General features: G+C 68.5%; 14 protein-coding genes. 10 read left to right on the forward strand and 4 right to left on the reverse strand.

What is annotated here, in order from left to right; all coding sequences use genetic code 11:
- The first annotated feature begins 11 nt into the window (after positions 1-11).
- The gene (locus FM111_RS15695) at positions 12-686 is read left to right on the forward strand and encodes a thioredoxin family protein (protein ID WP_087141849.1); all 675 of its coding nucleotides are present in this window, start codon (positions 12-14) and stop codon (positions 684-686) included.
- An 84-nt stretch (positions 687-770) separates the two neighbouring features.
- Here FM111_RS15695 and FM111_RS15700 read toward each other — a convergent pair whose 3' ends face one another.
- Positions 771-1,247: a hypothetical protein gene (locus tag FM111_RS15700; protein WP_087141850.1), complete on the reverse strand. Its 477-nt coding sequence runs from the start codon at positions 1,245-1,247 to the stop codon at positions 771-773.
- Between the two features lie 150 nt (positions 1,248-1,397).
- Here FM111_RS15700 and pgi point away from each other — a divergent pair, with 150 nt between their 5' ends.
- The 3 genes from pgi to FM111_RS15715 all read left to right on the forward strand — a co-directional run bounded on the left by pgi (position 1,398) and on the right by FM111_RS15715 (position 3,946).
- A complete protein-coding gene (gene pgi, locus FM111_RS15705) occupies positions 1,398-3,002 on the forward strand; it encodes a glucose-6-phosphate isomerase (RefSeq protein ID WP_087141851.1) in 1,605 nt (534 codons plus the stop codon).
- The gene (locus FM111_RS15710) at positions 2,999-3,388 is read left to right on the forward strand and encodes a DUF4260 domain-containing protein (RefSeq protein ID WP_087141852.1); all 390 of its coding nucleotides are present in this window, start codon (positions 2,999-3,001) and stop codon (positions 3,386-3,388) included. Before pgi ends, FM111_RS15710 begins: the two co-directional genes overlap by 4 nt.
- A gap of 90 nt (positions 3,389-3,478) precedes the next feature.
- Entirely contained in the window at positions 3,479-3,946 is a 468-nt protein-coding gene (locus FM111_RS15715; RefSeq protein WP_256968383.1) for an ion channel, read from the forward strand.
- 58 nt (positions 3,947-4,004) lie between these two features.
- Here FM111_RS15715 and FM111_RS15720 read toward each other — a convergent pair whose 3' ends face one another.
- Positions 4,005-4,478 carry a hypothetical protein gene (locus FM111_RS15720; RefSeq protein ID WP_087141853.1) on the reverse strand — a complete coding sequence of 158 codons (474 nt, stop codon included), beginning with the start codon at positions 4,476-4,478 and terminating at the stop codon, positions 4,005-4,007.
- A gap of 239 nt (positions 4,479-4,717) precedes the next feature.
- On the opposite strand from FM111_RS15720, the gene groES reads away from it, so the two are divergent.
- Both groES and groL read left to right on the forward strand, forming a co-directional pair.
- Positions 4,718-5,005 (forward strand): co-chaperone GroES, encoded by a 288-nt coding sequence (groES, locus tag FM111_RS15725; protein WP_003166488.1) that lies wholly within the window; start codon positions 4,718-4,720, stop codon positions 5,003-5,005.
- Positions 5,006-5,114: 109 nt separating this feature from the next.
- Positions 5,115-6,761 (forward strand): chaperonin GroEL, encoded by a 1,647-nt coding sequence (gene groL, locus FM111_RS15730; protein ID WP_087141854.1) that lies wholly within the window; start codon positions 5,115-5,117, stop codon positions 6,759-6,761.
- Between the two features lie 250 nt (positions 6,762-7,011).
- On the opposite strand, the gene FM111_RS15735 is transcribed toward groL, so the two are convergent.
- On the reverse strand, positions 7,012-7,956 hold the full coding sequence (locus FM111_RS15735) for a LysR substrate-binding domain-containing protein (RefSeq protein WP_087141855.1): 945 nt from the start codon (positions 7,954-7,956) through the stop codon (positions 7,012-7,014).
- A 391-nt stretch (positions 7,957-8,347) separates the two neighbouring features.
- Between FM111_RS15735 and FM111_RS15740 the strand changes: the two genes are divergently transcribed.
- Positions 8,348-9,988, forward strand: a complete 1,641-nt coding sequence (locus FM111_RS15740; RefSeq protein ID WP_087141856.1) for a leucyl aminopeptidase — start codon at positions 8,348-8,350, stop codon at positions 9,986-9,988.
- Between the two features lie 12 nt (positions 9,989-10,000).
- On the opposite strand, the gene greA is transcribed toward FM111_RS15740, so the two are convergent.
- Positions 10,001-10,483 (reverse strand): transcription elongation factor GreA, encoded by a 483-nt coding sequence (greA, locus tag FM111_RS15745; protein ID WP_179205128.1) that lies wholly within the window; start codon positions 10,481-10,483, stop codon positions 10,001-10,003.
- 47 nt (positions 10,484-10,530) lie between these two features.
- Between greA and FM111_RS15750 the strand changes: the two genes are divergently transcribed.
- The 3 genes from FM111_RS15750 to FM111_RS15760 all read left to right on the forward strand — a co-directional run bounded on the left by FM111_RS15750 (position 10,531) and on the right by FM111_RS15760 (position 14,635).
- Positions 10,531-11,745 carry a TIGR03862 family flavoprotein gene (locus FM111_RS15750; RefSeq protein WP_087141858.1) on the forward strand — a complete coding sequence of 405 codons (1,215 nt, stop codon included), beginning with the start codon at positions 10,531-10,533 and terminating at the stop codon, positions 11,743-11,745.
- A 72-nt stretch (positions 11,746-11,817) separates the two neighbouring features.
- Entirely contained in the window at positions 11,818-13,458 is a 1,641-nt protein-coding gene (locus tag FM111_RS15755) for a M28 family metallopeptidase (RefSeq protein WP_087141873.1), read from the forward strand.
- 31 nt (positions 13,459-13,489) lie between these two features.
- Complete coding sequence (locus tag FM111_RS15760) at positions 13,490-14,635, forward strand: serine hydrolase domain-containing protein (protein ID WP_087141859.1); 1,146 nt, start codon at positions 13,490-13,492, stop codon at positions 14,633-14,635.
- Positions 14,636-14,775: the final 140 nt, after the last annotated feature.

Here is a 14,775-nt window from a genome sequence, read left to right on the forward strand (position 1 = left end):
AGGAGACCGCCATGTTCCGCCTGCTGACCGCCGCCTCCGCCTCGCTTCTTCTGCTCGCCGCCTGCCAGCAGCAACCCGCCGCATCGCCCGAACGGTCCGAAACCGCCGCCGTCGCGCCCGAAGCGACCGAAGCGCCCGCCCCCGGCGAAACCGCCCCGGCCTTCACCCTGGTCGACGCCGAGGGACAGCAGCGATCCCTGGCCGATTTCCGCGGCAAGACGGTCGTGCTGGAGTGGACCAACGAAGGCTGTCCCTTCGTGAAGAAGCACTACACCGGCGCCATGCAGGCCCTGCAGCGCGAGGCGACCGCCGACGGCGTGGTCTGGCTGACCATCATCTCCTCGGCGCCGGGAACCCAAGGCTTTGTCGAGGGCGACGAGGCGCAAGCCTGGAAGGCCAAGCACCAGGCCGCCTTCACCCACCTGCTGCTCGACCCGACCGGCGAGGTCGGCAAGCGCTACGACGCCAAGACCACGCCCGACATGCGCATCATCGACCCGGAGGGGCGGCTGATCTTCGTCGGCGGCATCGACGACCGGCCGACCAACAAGGTGGAAGACCTGGACGGGGCCAACAACTTCGTTCGCGCCGCCCTGGCCGACGCCAAGGCCGGCCGCGCGGTGCAGACCGCCTATGCCGCGCCCTACGGCTGCGCCATCAAATACCCCGAGACCGTCGAGGGCTGAGGACGGCCTTTCTGGCCGCCCTGCAGTCGGGCCTCAAGTCGCGCGAAGCGCGGCAGGCCCCAGCAACCAAGCCTCAAGTCGAGGCTAGGCCTCGGGTTGCGGCGGCGAGGTGATGACCTCGACGTTGTCGTTCAACAGATAGGACAGCTCGTCGAGGGCCAGCTTGCGTGCAGCCGTGTCGGAGGCGCTTTCCAGCGCTGCGACCTTGACCGGAATGTCCTCCGAAATGCCGCGCAGGATGCACTTCAGATCGTTGTCCGTGCCGCGTTCCTTGAGGATCAGATGGCCCTGCATGTCGCGCTGGGCCAGATCCGTCGCCTGGGTCTTGAACGCCGCATAGGCCGCGCCGGAGAAGAAGCCGGCCTTGTCCGCCTCGCCCGAAGTCATCCAGCCGTCGACGATCGTCTTCAGGGCGCCCGAGCGGGCCACCAGATCGGCGAACAGGGGCTCTTGGGCCACAGAGACCGGAGCGGCGGGCGCGACCGGCGGCAGGGCGGCGGCTTCGGCGACGGCGGGATCAGCCAGCATCAGGGCGACAGCGAGCGCTATTCCGCAGGACATGGCGTGCCTTTCACAGGGGACCGGAACGGCGGACTTCCACTAGGAAATCCTTGTTGACCCAGTCTTGGATTGAACTCTTCACGGCCTGAGCCGTAAACCAGAGCTTGCAAGCGCCGGGCCAAAAGCCGGGACCGCCATGGGGAGACGACGATGCCGCACACCGCCTGGACCGAATTGGAGGCCGCCGCCCGCCGGGACGCGGACGCCCGAATCCAGGATCAGTTCACGGCCGACCCCCACCGGCTGGCGCGGCTGACCCTAGATGCGGCGGGCCTGCACATCGACCTGTCCAAGCAGAGCTGGACCCAGACGGGCCTGGACGCGGCGCTGGCTCTGGCCCGCGCCCGCGACGTTGAAGGCCGTCGCGCGGCCCTGTTCAACGGCGAGGCGGTCAACCTGACCGAAGATCGTGCTGTGCTGCACCCGGCCTTGCGCGCGCCGAACGGCGCCGACTTCCGTGCCCTGGGCGAACCCGTCTCGGCCGAAGTCGAGGCCGTGCGCGCCGAAATGAAAGCCTATGCCGAAGCTTTGCGGTCCGGGAATGAAACAGGCGCAAGCGGACGCCCCTTCAAGACGGTGCTCCATATCGGCATCGGCGGTTCCGATCTGGGACCGCGCCTGATCTGGGACGCCCTGCGCCCGCTCGATCCGGCTATCGACCTGCGGTTCGTCGCCAACATCGATCCGCGCGACATGGCCGAGGCCTTGATCGGGCTGGATCCTGAAACCACCCTGGTGATCGTCGTCTCCAAAACATTCACAACCCAAGAGACTCTGGCCAACGCCGCGCTCGCCAAGGTCTGGCTGGCCACCGCCCTGCCGGCCGAGGGGATGACGAAACACTTCATCGGCGTCACCGCCGCGCCGGACAAGGCGGCGGCCTTCGGCTGCGGCCGCGCCTTTGCATTCCGCGACTGGGTCGGCGGACGCTATTCCCTGTGGTCGGCGGTCAGTCTGTCCTGCGTCATCGGCCTGGGCTGGGACGCGTTCCAGGGCTTCCTCGACGGCGCCGCCACCCTGGACCGCCACTTCCTCGAGGCCCCGCTAGAGAGGAACGCGCCGGTAATGCTGGCCCTGGCCGAAATCTACAACGTCAACGGCCTGCACCGCCCGGCGCGCACCGTCGCTCCTTACGCCCACGCTCTGCGCCGTCTGCCCGCCTTCCTGCAACAACTGGAGATGGAGTCAAACGGCAAGCGCGTCCACTGCGACGGCTCGCCCGCCGGTCGCCAGACCTGCCCCGTCGTTTTCGGCGAAGCCGGAACCAACGGCCAGCACGCCTTCTTCCAGCAGATCCATCAAGGGCCGCAGGTCGTCCCGTCTGAGTTCATCATCGTCGCCTCCACCGACCAGAGAACCTTGGAGAGCCCTCTCTGGGCCAACGCCCTGGCTCAGGGGCAAGCCTTGATGCTGGGCAAGACAGAGACCCAGGCTCGCGCCGAACTGATCGCTTCCGGCGCATCCGAGGATGAAGCCGACCGCCTGGCGCCGCATAAGGCCTTCCCCGGCAACCGGCCGTCGACCGCCATTCTGATGGAGCGGCTGACGCCTCAGACCCTCGGCGCCCTGATCGCCCTCTATGAGCACAAGACCTTCGTCGAGGGCGTGCTGTGGGACATCAACAGCTTCGATCAGTGGGGCGTTGAGCTGGGCAAGGTTCTGGCCAAGGCCTTGCTGAAGGACGCCGCCACGGGAACGCCTTCAGAGGATCTCGACCCCTCCACGGCGGATCTTCTGCGGCGACTGACGACGTGATCGTCGTCGCCCCGGCCTGGCAGCGGCTGGAGGGTCTGGCCTTGCTCGCCCTCGCCGCCCTGGCCTATGCCCGCCTTGGCCAGGGCTGGGCGATGTTCGCCGTTCTCTTCCTGGCCCCCGACCTCTCATTCGCCGGCTACCTCGCCGGTCCGCGCGTGGGCGCATGGACCTATAATCTGGCGCACAGTTTGATCGGGCCGTTGGCGCTGGCGGGGGCGAGCCTGCTCGTCGCCGCGCCCTTGGCGACCGCTCTCAGCCTGATCTGGCTGGCGCACATCGGGTTCGATCGCGCGCTCGGCTATGGGCTCAACTCGCCGGACGCCTTCGGCCTCACCCACCTGGGCCTGATCGGCCCCGCCAGGCGCGCGGCGCAAGCTGATCAATAGGATTGATGCTGCGCAGCCGCCCGGCCGGAGGTTCCTCGCCACAGGGGGTCGGTGCTAAGGCATGGCGGCACAACGGACGGCGAGGCGGCCATGGACATGTTGCTGGAGTTGACGGTCGCCACCGCCATGGTGCTGCTGACCGTGGGAGCACACGCGATCGGGTTGCTCTGTCTGGGTCGCGTCCTGGCGACCCTGGAATCGCGTGAAAGTCCGACCCCCACGGCGATCCGCCTCAACCCCCTGTCCACGCGCGGCGCCCTCTATACGGTGACGCTGGTGCTGGGCCTCTTCTTCATTCACGGGCTGGAGATCTGGAGCTACGCCGCCCTCTTCTACCTGCTGGGCGCCGTGCCAGACCTGCGCGAGGCGGTCTATTTCTCGTCCATCAGCTACAGCTCCATCGGCTACGGCGACGCCTCCATCGACCCGGAGTGGAAGCTGCTGGGCGCGATCGAAGGCATCAACGGCGCCATCCTGTTGGGCTGGACGGTGGCCTTCTTCGTCGCCGTCATGGGACGGCTGCTGCCGAGCGCCGAGCGAAACAGCGGCTTCGAGTAGGCCCGCCCATGAGAAAGGCCCGGCCATGCAGCCGAGCCTTTCTCATCTCACCCTCCGCCTACCAGCGGCGGTCGTATCGATAGTCGCGATCACGATCACGACCACGATCGCGACGGTTCTGATGGCTGCGCCATTCGCCGTGGTTCCGCCAATAGCGGCCGTCCCGATAATAGCGGTCGTCGCCCCGCTCGTAGCGGCCGTTGTAATAGCCGTCGCGGCTGTTGATGCCGTGCTCGCGTTCCCAGTGGCCCTGGTTCCGATAGCAGCGGCCGCCACGGCGATAGCCGCAGTCGTCGTTGTTCGAGGACGACGCCGCGCCCAAGGCTGCGCCCGCCAAGGCGCCGCCCGCGACATAGCGTCCGTCGCCTTGACCGATCAAAGCCCCGGCGACGCCGCCGACCACGGCGCCCAGGACCGCGTCACGACCGGTGTTGTCGCGATCGCGGTCGCGATAGTGCTGAGCGGCGGCCGGGGTCGAAGCCAGCATCGTCAAGGCGATAGCGCCCACGCCGATCTTGGTCAGGGTCTTCATGGCGGGCTCCTTTCGAAAGCCGGTTGATCCGTTGTCCCCCTTTTAGCGGCGCCTGTCTGAACGACCTCGGCGGCGGACGTTCATTTTCGCTTCATCTTGAGACCGGATTTCGGGCGCCGTCGCCCTTGACGCCTCCCCTCCCCCTGCCTAACTCCCCGGTCGTTAGCACTCGGGGAGGGCGACTGCCAAAGTCGCGGGCTCCGAGGGCTGGAACCAACATCCTAACGGGAGTTACTCAGATGGCGTTTCGTCCGCTCGGCGACCGCGTGCTGGTCAAGCGCGTTGAAGAAGAATCCAAGACCAAGGGCGGGATCATCATCCCCGACACGGCCAAGGAAAAGCCCCAGGAAGGCGAAGTCGTCGCCGTGGGCCCCGGCGTCCGTGACGAAGACGGCAAGTTCGTCGCCCTGGAACTGAAGGCCGGCGACCGCGTCCTGTTCGGCAAGTGGTCGGGCAGCGAAGTGAAGATCGACGGTGAAGACCTGATCATCATGAAGGAATCCGACGTCCTGGGCGTGCTGTCCTAAGCGAAATCGGTCCGGCCGCTTCGCGGACGGGCTCAGATATTCGCGGCAATGACAGCCGCCTCAGGTTTCCGGTTTCTGATTTAAAATCTTATAGATAGGAGCTGCCCGCATGGCCGCTAAAATCGTAAAGTTCAACACCGACGCCCGCGACAAGATGCTGAAGGGCGTCAACGTCCTGGCTGACGCCGTCAAGGTGACCCTGGGTCCGAAGGGCCGCAACGTCGTGATCCAGAAGTCGTTCGGCGCCCCGCGCTCGACTAAGGACGGCGTCTCGGTCGCCAAAGAGATCGAGCTGGAAGACGCCTTCGAGAACATGGGCGCCCAGATGATCCGCGAAGTCGCCTCCAAGGCGAACGACAACGCGGGCGACGGCACCACCACCGCCACCGTTCTGGCTCAGGCCATCGTGCAAGAGGGCCTGAAGGCCGTCGCCGCCGGCATGAACCCGATGGACCTGAAGCGCGGCATCGATCAGGCCGTCGCCGTGGCCCTGGACGAAGTGAAGACCATCTCCAAGCCGGTCTCCAACAACTCGGAAATCGCCCAGGTCGGCACCATCTCGGCCAACGGCGACGCTGAAATCGGCGAGCTGATCGCCCTGGCCATGGCCAAGGTCGGCAACGAAGGCGTCATCACGGTCGAAGAAGCCAAGACGGCCGAAACTACCGTCGACATCGTCGAAGGCATGCAGTTCGACCGCGGCTACCTGTCGCCCTACTTCATCACCAACCCGGACAAGATGGAGGTCTCCCTCGAAGAGCCGCTCATCCTGCTCCACGAGAAGAAGCTGACCTCGCTGCAGCCGATGCTGCCGGTGCTGGAAGCCGTGGTTCAGTCGGGCCGTCCCCTGCTGATCATCGCCGAGGACATCGAAGGCGAAGCCCTGGCGACCCTGGTGGTCAACAAGCTGCGTGGCGGCCTGCGCGTCGCCGCCGTCAAGGCTCCGGGCTTCGGCGACCGCCGCAAGGCCATGCTGGAAGACATCGCCATCCTGACGGGCGGCCAGGTCATCTCTGAAGACCTGGGCATCAAGCTGGAAACGGTCACGCTCGACATGCTGGGCAAGGCCAAGAAGGTCCAGATCACCAAGGACGACACCACCATCGTCGAAGGTTCGGGCGAGAAGGACGGCATCGAAGCCCGCGTGGCCCAGATCAAGCGTCAGATCGAGGACACCACCTCGGACTACGACAAGGAAAAGCTGCAAGAGCGTCTGGCCAAGCTGGCTGGCGGCGTCGCCGTCCTGCGCGTCGGCGGTTCGACCGAAGTCGAAGTGAAGGAAAAGAAGGACCGCGTCGACGACGCCCTGAACGCAACCCGCGCCGCTGCCGATGAAGGCATCGTCCCGGGCGGCGGCGTGGCCCTGCTGCAAGCCTCCAAGAAGCTGATCGATCTGAAGGGCGTCAACGCCGATCAGAACGCCGGCATCAACATCGTGCGTCGCGCCCTGCAGGCTCCGATCCGTCAGATCTCGGAAAACTCGGGCGTCGAAGGCTCGATCGTGGTCGGCAAGGTCATGGAGTCGACCGACGCCTCGTTCGGCTTCAACGCCCAGACCGAAGAGTACGGCGACCTCGTCCAGATGGGCGTGATCGATCCGGCCAAGGTCGTCCGTTCGGCTCTGAAGTCGGCCGCCTCGGTCGCCGGCATCATGATCACCACGGAAGCCGCTATCGCTGACGCGCCCAAGAAGGGCGGCGCCGGCGGCGCCCCCGACATGGGCGGCATGGGTGGTATGGGCGGCATGGACTTCTAAGTCCAAGCTGGCCAACGCTGAGACCAAGGAAGGGCGGGATCGAAAGGTCCCGCCCTTTTCTTTGCGCGGACGCCGCCTCTCCCTCCCCGTCCCGGGGAGGGTGGTTGCAGCGAAGCGGAGACCGGGTGGGGGAGGGCTGGGCGATCCCGGCCTCAGCACTTGCATCGCCTTGCCGCCCCCACCCGGCTTCGGCCTGACGGCCTCAGCCACCCTCCCCGGGACGGGGAGGGAGAAGTTGTGCGCTAGCCCGTTAGCTTCTTGTCTCTCCCACTTCGCGCCCCGCCAAGCGCGCGCCTTCGACCACCGCCGGTTCGGTCCGGGCCGTGTCCAGCACCCAGTCGCGGAAGCGGGCGATCTTAGGGGTCAGGCGGCGGCCGGGCGGGTAGCAGAGCCAGTAGCCCTCGGCCAGGGCGACGGTCTCCTTGAACGGCCGCACTAGCAGGCCGCGCTCGATCTCGCGGCCGTAAAGAATGGGCGAGCCCAGGGCCACGCCCTGATCGCCCAGCGCCGCCGCCACCTCCATCGCCTGATTGTCGGCGGTCAGGCGCGGCGGCGGGGCGGCGTCGGCGGGCGCCACACCGGCGGCGGCGAACCAGGCGGCCCACTCCTCCGGCTCTCCGACCAGATGGGCGCGCTTCAAGTCCGCAGGCGTCTTCAGCTCTAGCCGGTCACGCATGGCCGGCGTGCACACGGGCGTGAAGACGGCGGGCATCAGAAAACGGCTCTCTAGCCCCGCCCAGCGGCCCGAACCGAAGCGCAGCGCCACGTCCAGCCCATCCGCGCCCAGGCTAGACAGGCCGGGGCTGGTGTCCACCCGCACGGCCAGGTCGGGATTGGCCAATTGGAACGTCCCCAGACGCGTCGCCAGCCACTGGGTCGCCAGGGTCTGGAGCGTGGTGACGGCCAACACGCCCTGGTCGGTCTCGATCACCTCGGCCACCGCCCGACGCAGCAGGGTCATCGCCTCGGTCGCCGCCGTGGCCAGACGCTCGCCCTCGGGGGTCAGGCTCACCTGCCGCGTGCCCCGTGTGAACAAGGGCCGCTCCAGCCGTTGCTCCAGGTCGCGAATACGCCAGCTGACCGCCGCCTGGCTCATGCCCAGAACCTCGGCCGCGCGCGTGAAGCTGAGCAGGCGCGCCGCCGTCTCGAACACGCGAAGGGCGTCGACCGGGATGCGGGAAAGAGGATCAGACATAAGCCAACCTTATGGATGAACGCCGTCGTCTCGTTTGTGACGCGCGCCATCATGCGCCATCCTGCATCTCTCAGAAAGGAGGACGAAGTCATGGAGCACATCTACCGCACTCATAAGGAACCCGCGTGGGGTTGGATCGGCGCCCTGCTCGACGCCCGCCGACTTTCTCGCCGCGAAACCGGCGATGTCCGCCTCAGGGCCCGACCCTGCCCGACGCCCCCGCGCCGGGCGGCCTGCTGACGGCCGCCGCTGCGCCGGGCGCGGCTCCAAAGCGCGCGCCAAGCGCGACAAGGCGTCGCGCCCGGCGTTCTTCCCTCAGCGGAGCAGTTGCCCCCGCGTCACGCCACCGCCCATAAAGGCGCCTTCATCGTCACAGAGGGGGCCCTGATCGATGCGCCGCACCACCCGTATTCCGTCCTTCGCCGCAGCCGCGCTGATCGCCGCCGCCGGTCTGAGCGTCGCTGTTCCGGCCGAGGCGCAATCACGCCGCGCCGCGCCCGCCGCCGAGCGTTCCGACTGGCCCGCTCGCCCCGCCCCCGCACAGACGCGCGCCGTGACCTTCGCCGCCTCGGCCGCACCATCGGGCGCCCTGGTTCTACCGCTAGCGTCGGAGGCTGAATTGGCCGCGCGCAGCGCCGCCCTGGACGCCGCGACGCGCCAGGCGATCGCCTCAGCCCTGACCGCCGCCCGCTTCGACTACAAGGCGCGCCAGACCCTGAGCCTGCACGGCGTCGGCGGCTGGGACCGCATCCTGGTCGTCGGCCTGGGCGAGGCGCCCAAGGCCGCCGACGTGCAGACGGCGGGCATCGTCGCGGGCCGCGCGCTGAACAGCCAGCCCGGCGCCCTGACGGCCCTGACCTCGGGCCTGTCGGCGGATCTGGCCTCGGAACTGGCGACGGGTCTGGGCATCGGCCACTATCGCTCGGACCTCTATGTCACCACCGGCCGTGACCGCCCAGCGCCCGGCGCCCTGACCGTGGTGGCCGATGACGCGGCCGGCGCCCAGGCGCATCACCGTCGCGGCGCCGCCCTGATCGAGGCCATGGCCTGGACCCGCGACGTGTCCAACGAACCGGCCAACGTCATCTATCCGGAAAGCTTCGTCGAGCGCGCCCGCGCCGCCTTCGCCGGCGTGCCCGGGGTCGAGATCACCGAGCTGGACGTACCCGCCATGCAACGCCTGGGCATGGGCGCCCTGCTGGGCGTCGGCCAGGGCTCCAGCCGCCCGCCGCGCCTGCTGGCCGTGCGCTATCGCGGCCAGGGCGCGCCCAACGACGGCCCGGTCGCCCTGCTGGGCAAGGGCATCACCTTCGATTCTGGCGGCATCTCGATCAAGCCGGGCGCCAACATGGGCAATATGAAGATGGACATGTCCGGCGCCGCCAGCGTGGTCGGCGCGGTTCTGGCCCTGGCCAAGTCCGGCGCGCCCGTGGATGTGGTCGCCGTCGCCGCCCTGGCTGAAAACATGCCCGACGGGAACGCCATCCGTCCGGCCGATGTGCTGACCGCCATGAACGGTAAGACCATCGAAATCATCTCGACCGACGCGGAAGGCCGCCTGGTCCTGGCCGACGCCGTGGTCTGGGCCGACACCACGCTGAACCCCGCCGCCATCGTCGACGTGGCCACCCTGACCGGCTCGGTCGGCGGCGCGCTGGGCAATGACTATGCGGGCCTGTTCAGCCGTCACGACGCCCTGGCTGATCAGTTGAAGACCGCAGGCGACGCCACGGGCGAGACCCTGTGGCGCCTGCCGCTGCACCCCTCCTATGTGCGAGCCACCGCCTCGACCATCGCCGACATCAAGAACTCGGGCGACGGCGGCGCGGGCGCAGGCACGGGCGCCCACTTCATCGGTTATTTCGCTCGCCCGGAGACGCCCTGGGCGCATCTGGACATCGCCAACATGGCCTTTGGCGCAGCCAACGACGTAAAACCGGCCGGGTCGGCGGGCTACAGTGTGCGCCTGCTGGAACGCTTCGTGCGCGACTTCCAGCCGGTGGCCAAGGAAAAGGGCACGGGCGGCTATTGAGGCCGTCCCCTCTCAGCCTTCCTTGATGGCGACGATCTCGACCGACTGGCCCGCGACCGTCGCCTCATCCCCCTCGCGCTTGCCCATCAGGGCACGGGCCAGGGGCGAGACGTGGCTGACGCTGCCCTTGGTCGGGTCGGCCTCGTCCTCGCCGACAATGCGCCAGGACTGGGTGCGCCCATCCTCGCGCTCGATCGTCACCGTGTCGCCGAATCGCACCTTGCCGTCCGGCGGCGCCTCGACCAACTGGGCCGTGCCACGGCGCGCCGACCAGTAGCGCAGGTCGCGCGTCGCCCGCGCCATGGCGGTGCGGTCAGCCTCGATCGAACCTGCCGCCTGCGCCGCCGTATAGGCCGCGCGCGCGGCCGCCAGCTCGGCCTCGATCTGGGCCAGCCCCTGCGGCGTGACGAGGTTGGGATGGGGCGAGATCGGCCGGTCCGGCAGGTCCGCCGCCGTGGCTTCCAGATCTTCTTCCCGTGTAAAGGCGACGCTCATGTCCGCCAGCATAGGCCGCGGCGGTCATTCCGGCTAGGAAGGCGTCGATGACGCGCTCCCCCTCCACAGTCGCCGTAATCGGCGCCGGCCCTGCCGGGCTGATGGCCGCCGAACGTCTGGCCCAGGCGGGCCTGCGCGTCGTCGTGCATGAGCGGATGCCCTCGGTTGCACGCAAATTCCTGATGGCCGGGCGCGGCGGGCTGAACCTGACTCATTCGGAGCCGCCGGAGCCGTTCCTGAACCGCTATGACGCCGCCGCGCAGGGACGCATCAAGGAATGGCTGGACGCCTTTTCGCCCGCCGATCTGATCGAGTGGGTCGAGGGGCTGGGCCAGCCGACCTTCGTCGGTTCGTCCGGACGGGTGTTCCCGAAAGTGATGAAGGCCTCGCCCCTGCTGCGCGCCTGGTTGGCGCGGCTGGAGGGTCTGGGCGTCGAGGTCCGCACCCGCTCGCGCTGGACCGGCTGGCAGGGCGATGCCCTGACCTTTGACACGCCTGAGGGCGAGCAAACCGAGCGCCCGGACGCCATCGTTCTGGCTTTAGGCGGCGCCAGCTGGGCGAAGCTGGGTTCGGACGCGGCGTGGGTTCCGGCGCTGGAGGACGCGGGCGCCGAAATGGCTGCCTTCCGACCCGCCAACGTCGGCTTCGACGTCGCCTGGTCGCCGCTGTTCCGCGAGCGCTTCGCCGGAACGCCGCTGAAAGGCGTCGCCCTGACGCATGAAGGCCGCACCGTGCGCGGCGAGGCCATGATCGCCGCCTATGGGATCGAGGGCGGCGGCGTCTACGCCCTGTCCGCCGGTCTGCGCGAGGCGGTGGAGCGCGACGGATCAACCGTGCTGACGCTCGACCTGCGGCCCGATCTGGACATCGAGGCTCTGACCCAGCGCCTGTCGAAACCGCGTGGCAAGGACAGCCTGTCGAACTGGCTGCGCAAGGCCGCGCGGCTGGACCCGGCCGCCGTCGCCCTGCTGCGCGAAGCCGGAGCCCTGCCCGCAGAACCCGCCGAACTGGCCGCGCGGATCAAGGGCGTCGCCCTGACCTTGACCGGGGTGCAGGGTCTGAGCCGCGCCATCTCCTCGGCCGGGGGCGTCGCTCTGGACGCCGTGGACGAACGGCTGATGCTGAAGGCGCGGCCCGGCGTCTTTGCGGCGGGCGAGATGCTGGACTGGGAGGCGCCGACCGGCGGCTATCTGCTGCAGGCCTCGTTCGCCTCGGGCGTTGTCGCAGCGGAGGGCGTGCGCGCCTGGCTGGACGGGCGCTGAGGTCTTTCGGGGTCGACAGCGGCGGCCTCAGGGGGCAGCGTGGCGCAAACATTTCAGATGTCGAGCCTGCCCATGTCCCTGCCCCGTTCCGCCGCCGTCGGCCTGATCGCTGTCCTGATGTGTTCGACCTCCGCGCTCGCTCAAGCCGGCCGCGTCGACCCGGCCCGGCTGAACGAGGCGACCCGCGTTCTGGCGTCTGATGAGTTCGAAGGTCGCGCCCCGGTCACGCCCGGCGAAGACCGTACCATCGAGTGGCTGTCGCAGCAGTTCCAGGCGCTCGGCCTCGAACCCGGCGGCCCGAACGGATCATGGGTGCAGGTGGCCCAGGTCAGCCGCACCAGCCAGGACGGCCCCGCCGCCATCAGCGTCTCATCCAACGGCCGCACGACCGAACTGCAACGGGCCAAGGACGTCATCGTCTCCTCCGACCGGCCGGTGCAGCGCATCACCCTGACCGACGCGCCGCTGGTCTTCGTCGGCTATGGCGTGGACGCGCCCGAGCGCGGCTGGGACGACTACAAGGGCGTCGATCTGACCGGCAAGATCATGCTGGTGCTGGTCAACGACCCCGACTTCGGCGCGCCCGAAGGCCATCCGATCAATGGCAAGTTCGACGGTCAGGCCATGACCTTCTATGGCCGCTGGACCTACAAGTTCCAGGTGGCGGCGGCGCACGGCGCGGCGGGCGTTCTGGTCATCCATGACACGCCGGGCGCGGGTTATCCGTGGTCGACGCTGGAGAATTCCTCGACCGCGCCCAAGTTCGACATCGTCCGCGCCGACCCGGACAAGGAGCGCGTGGCGGCGCAAGGCTGGATTCAGGGCGCTGTAGCCGAACAGCTGTTCCGGGACGCCGGGCTGGACTTCGCCGCCCTGAAGGATCAGGCGCGCACCCCCGACTTCCGCCCCGTGGCGCTGGACGGCGTCAGCATGTCCATCGACTTCGGCCAGAAGGCCGACCGGGTCGAGACGCGCAACGTCATCGGCCGCCTGCCCGGAACCCAATACCCGAACGAGACGGTGATGTTCGGCGCCCACTGGGACGCCTATGGCCGCGCCACGCCCAAGAACGGCGACGACATCTATAACGGCGCCGTCGACAATGCGACGGGCGTCGCGGGCGTCATGGAGATCGCCCGCCTGTTCGCCGAGGGGCCGCGTCCCGAACGCTCGACCGTCTTCATCAGCTGGGCGGCCGAGGAAACGGGCCTGCTGGGCGCCGAATACTATGCCGCCAATCCGGTCTGGCCGCTGGAGACGACCGTCGCCAACATCAATATGGACAGCCTGCTGCCAGGGACCGAGATCGACCCCAACATCGTCGTCATCGGCGCGGGCAAGAATGATCTGGACGACCGGCTGGCGGTTCTGGCCGCGCGCGAGGGTCGCCGCCTGATCCCCGACCCGGCGCCGCACGCAGGGGCTTTTTACCGCTCGGACCACTTCCCGCTGGCGCGCAAGGGCGTGCCCGCCCTGTTCGCCGCTGCGGGCTTCACCGGCCACAACGAAGCCAGCCGTGATTACGTCGCCAACCGCTATCATCAGCCGACCGACGAATGGACGCCGGAGTGGAAGATGGACGCTGCCGCCGCCGATGTGCAGTTGCTGTATGAAGTCGGCCGCGACCTGGCCAATTCGCGCGACTGGCCCGCGTGGAAGCCGGGCGACGAGTTCGAAGGCGCCCGCAACGCCTCGGCGTCCGCTCGCAAGTGACGTGAAGCCGCCAAGGCGCTAGACCGCATCCATGACCAGCCTCACCGAACTCCACGGCGTCTGCCCGCCGCGTTTCAATGCGGTGAAGGACGCCTTCGCCGCCAACTTCGCCGACGCGCCCGAGGGGCTGAACGAACTGGCCGCGCGTTTCAGCGTGACCATCGACGGCGAGGTGGCGGTGGACCTGTGGGCCGGGTCGGCCGATCTAGCGGGGACCAAGCCCTTCGCCGAGGACACGCTGGTCCCGGTCTTCTCGACCGGCAAGGCGGTGATGGCCCTGATGATCGCGCGCTGCGTGGACAAGGGGCTGCTGTCTTACGAGGACCGGGTCGCCGACCACTGGCCCGCCTTCGGCGCGGCGGGCAAGGACCAACTGACCGTCGGTCAGTTGATGAGCCACCAGTCCGGCCTGCCGGGCTTCTCCGACGGCGTCGAACCGGCCATCTGGTTCGACCGTCAGGCGGTGCTGGACAAGCTGGCGGCCCAGACGCCGCTATGGGCGCCGGGGACGGCGTCCGGCTATCACCCCATCACCATCGGCTATCTGGCGGGCGAGCTGTTCCGCATCGTCGACGGACGGACCATGGGGACGGCGTTGCGCGAAGACTTCGCCCAGCCGTTCGATCTGGATCTGTGGATCGGCCTGCCTGAGGCCGAGCACGGCCGCGTCGCGCAACTTCGCAAACCCGCCGCCGCACCGGACCTCGGCCCCATCGACGCGATCAAGAAAGCCGCTTTCCTGGATCGCGGCTCGGCGCCCGGCGGACGCGGCTCGACCGAGTGGCGCATGGCGGAGATTCCCTCCGCCAACCTGCACGGCACTGCGCGAGACCTAGCGCGGATGATGTCCATCGTCGCCACCGGCGGCTCGCTGGATCATCTGGCCGTGTTATCGGAAGAGACCCTGACCCAGGCGACGCGCGAACGCATCCACGGGCCGGATCGGGTGCTGCCCTTCGACATGAGCTGGGCGGCGGGCTTCACCCGCAACCAGGGCCTGAACATCTTCGGCCCCAATCCGGCGGCGGTCGGCCACTGCGGCTGGGGCGGATCCATGGTCTTCGCTGATCAGGCGGCGGGGCTTTCGGCCGCCTATGTCATGACGCGCCAGTCGCCGCACCTGATCGGCGATCCGCGTGCCCTGCGGCTGGTCGAGGCGTTTTACAGCGCGCTCTGATTCTTGATCCGCTCATCCCGGCGGACGCCGGGATCCAGTGAGAGCCACGACCACCACGTTCGGCGGTCGCGCGCCCGAGCTTCCTTCAACTGAGGACGGAGCCAAAGTACTGGGTCCCGGCGTCCGCCGGGATGAGCGGA

The sequence above is a fragment of the Brevundimonas diminuta 3F5N genome (assembly GCF_900163625.1).
GTDB classification, from domain to species: Bacteria; Pseudomonadota; Alphaproteobacteria; order Caulobacterales; family Caulobacteraceae; genus Brevundimonas; species Brevundimonas diminuta_A.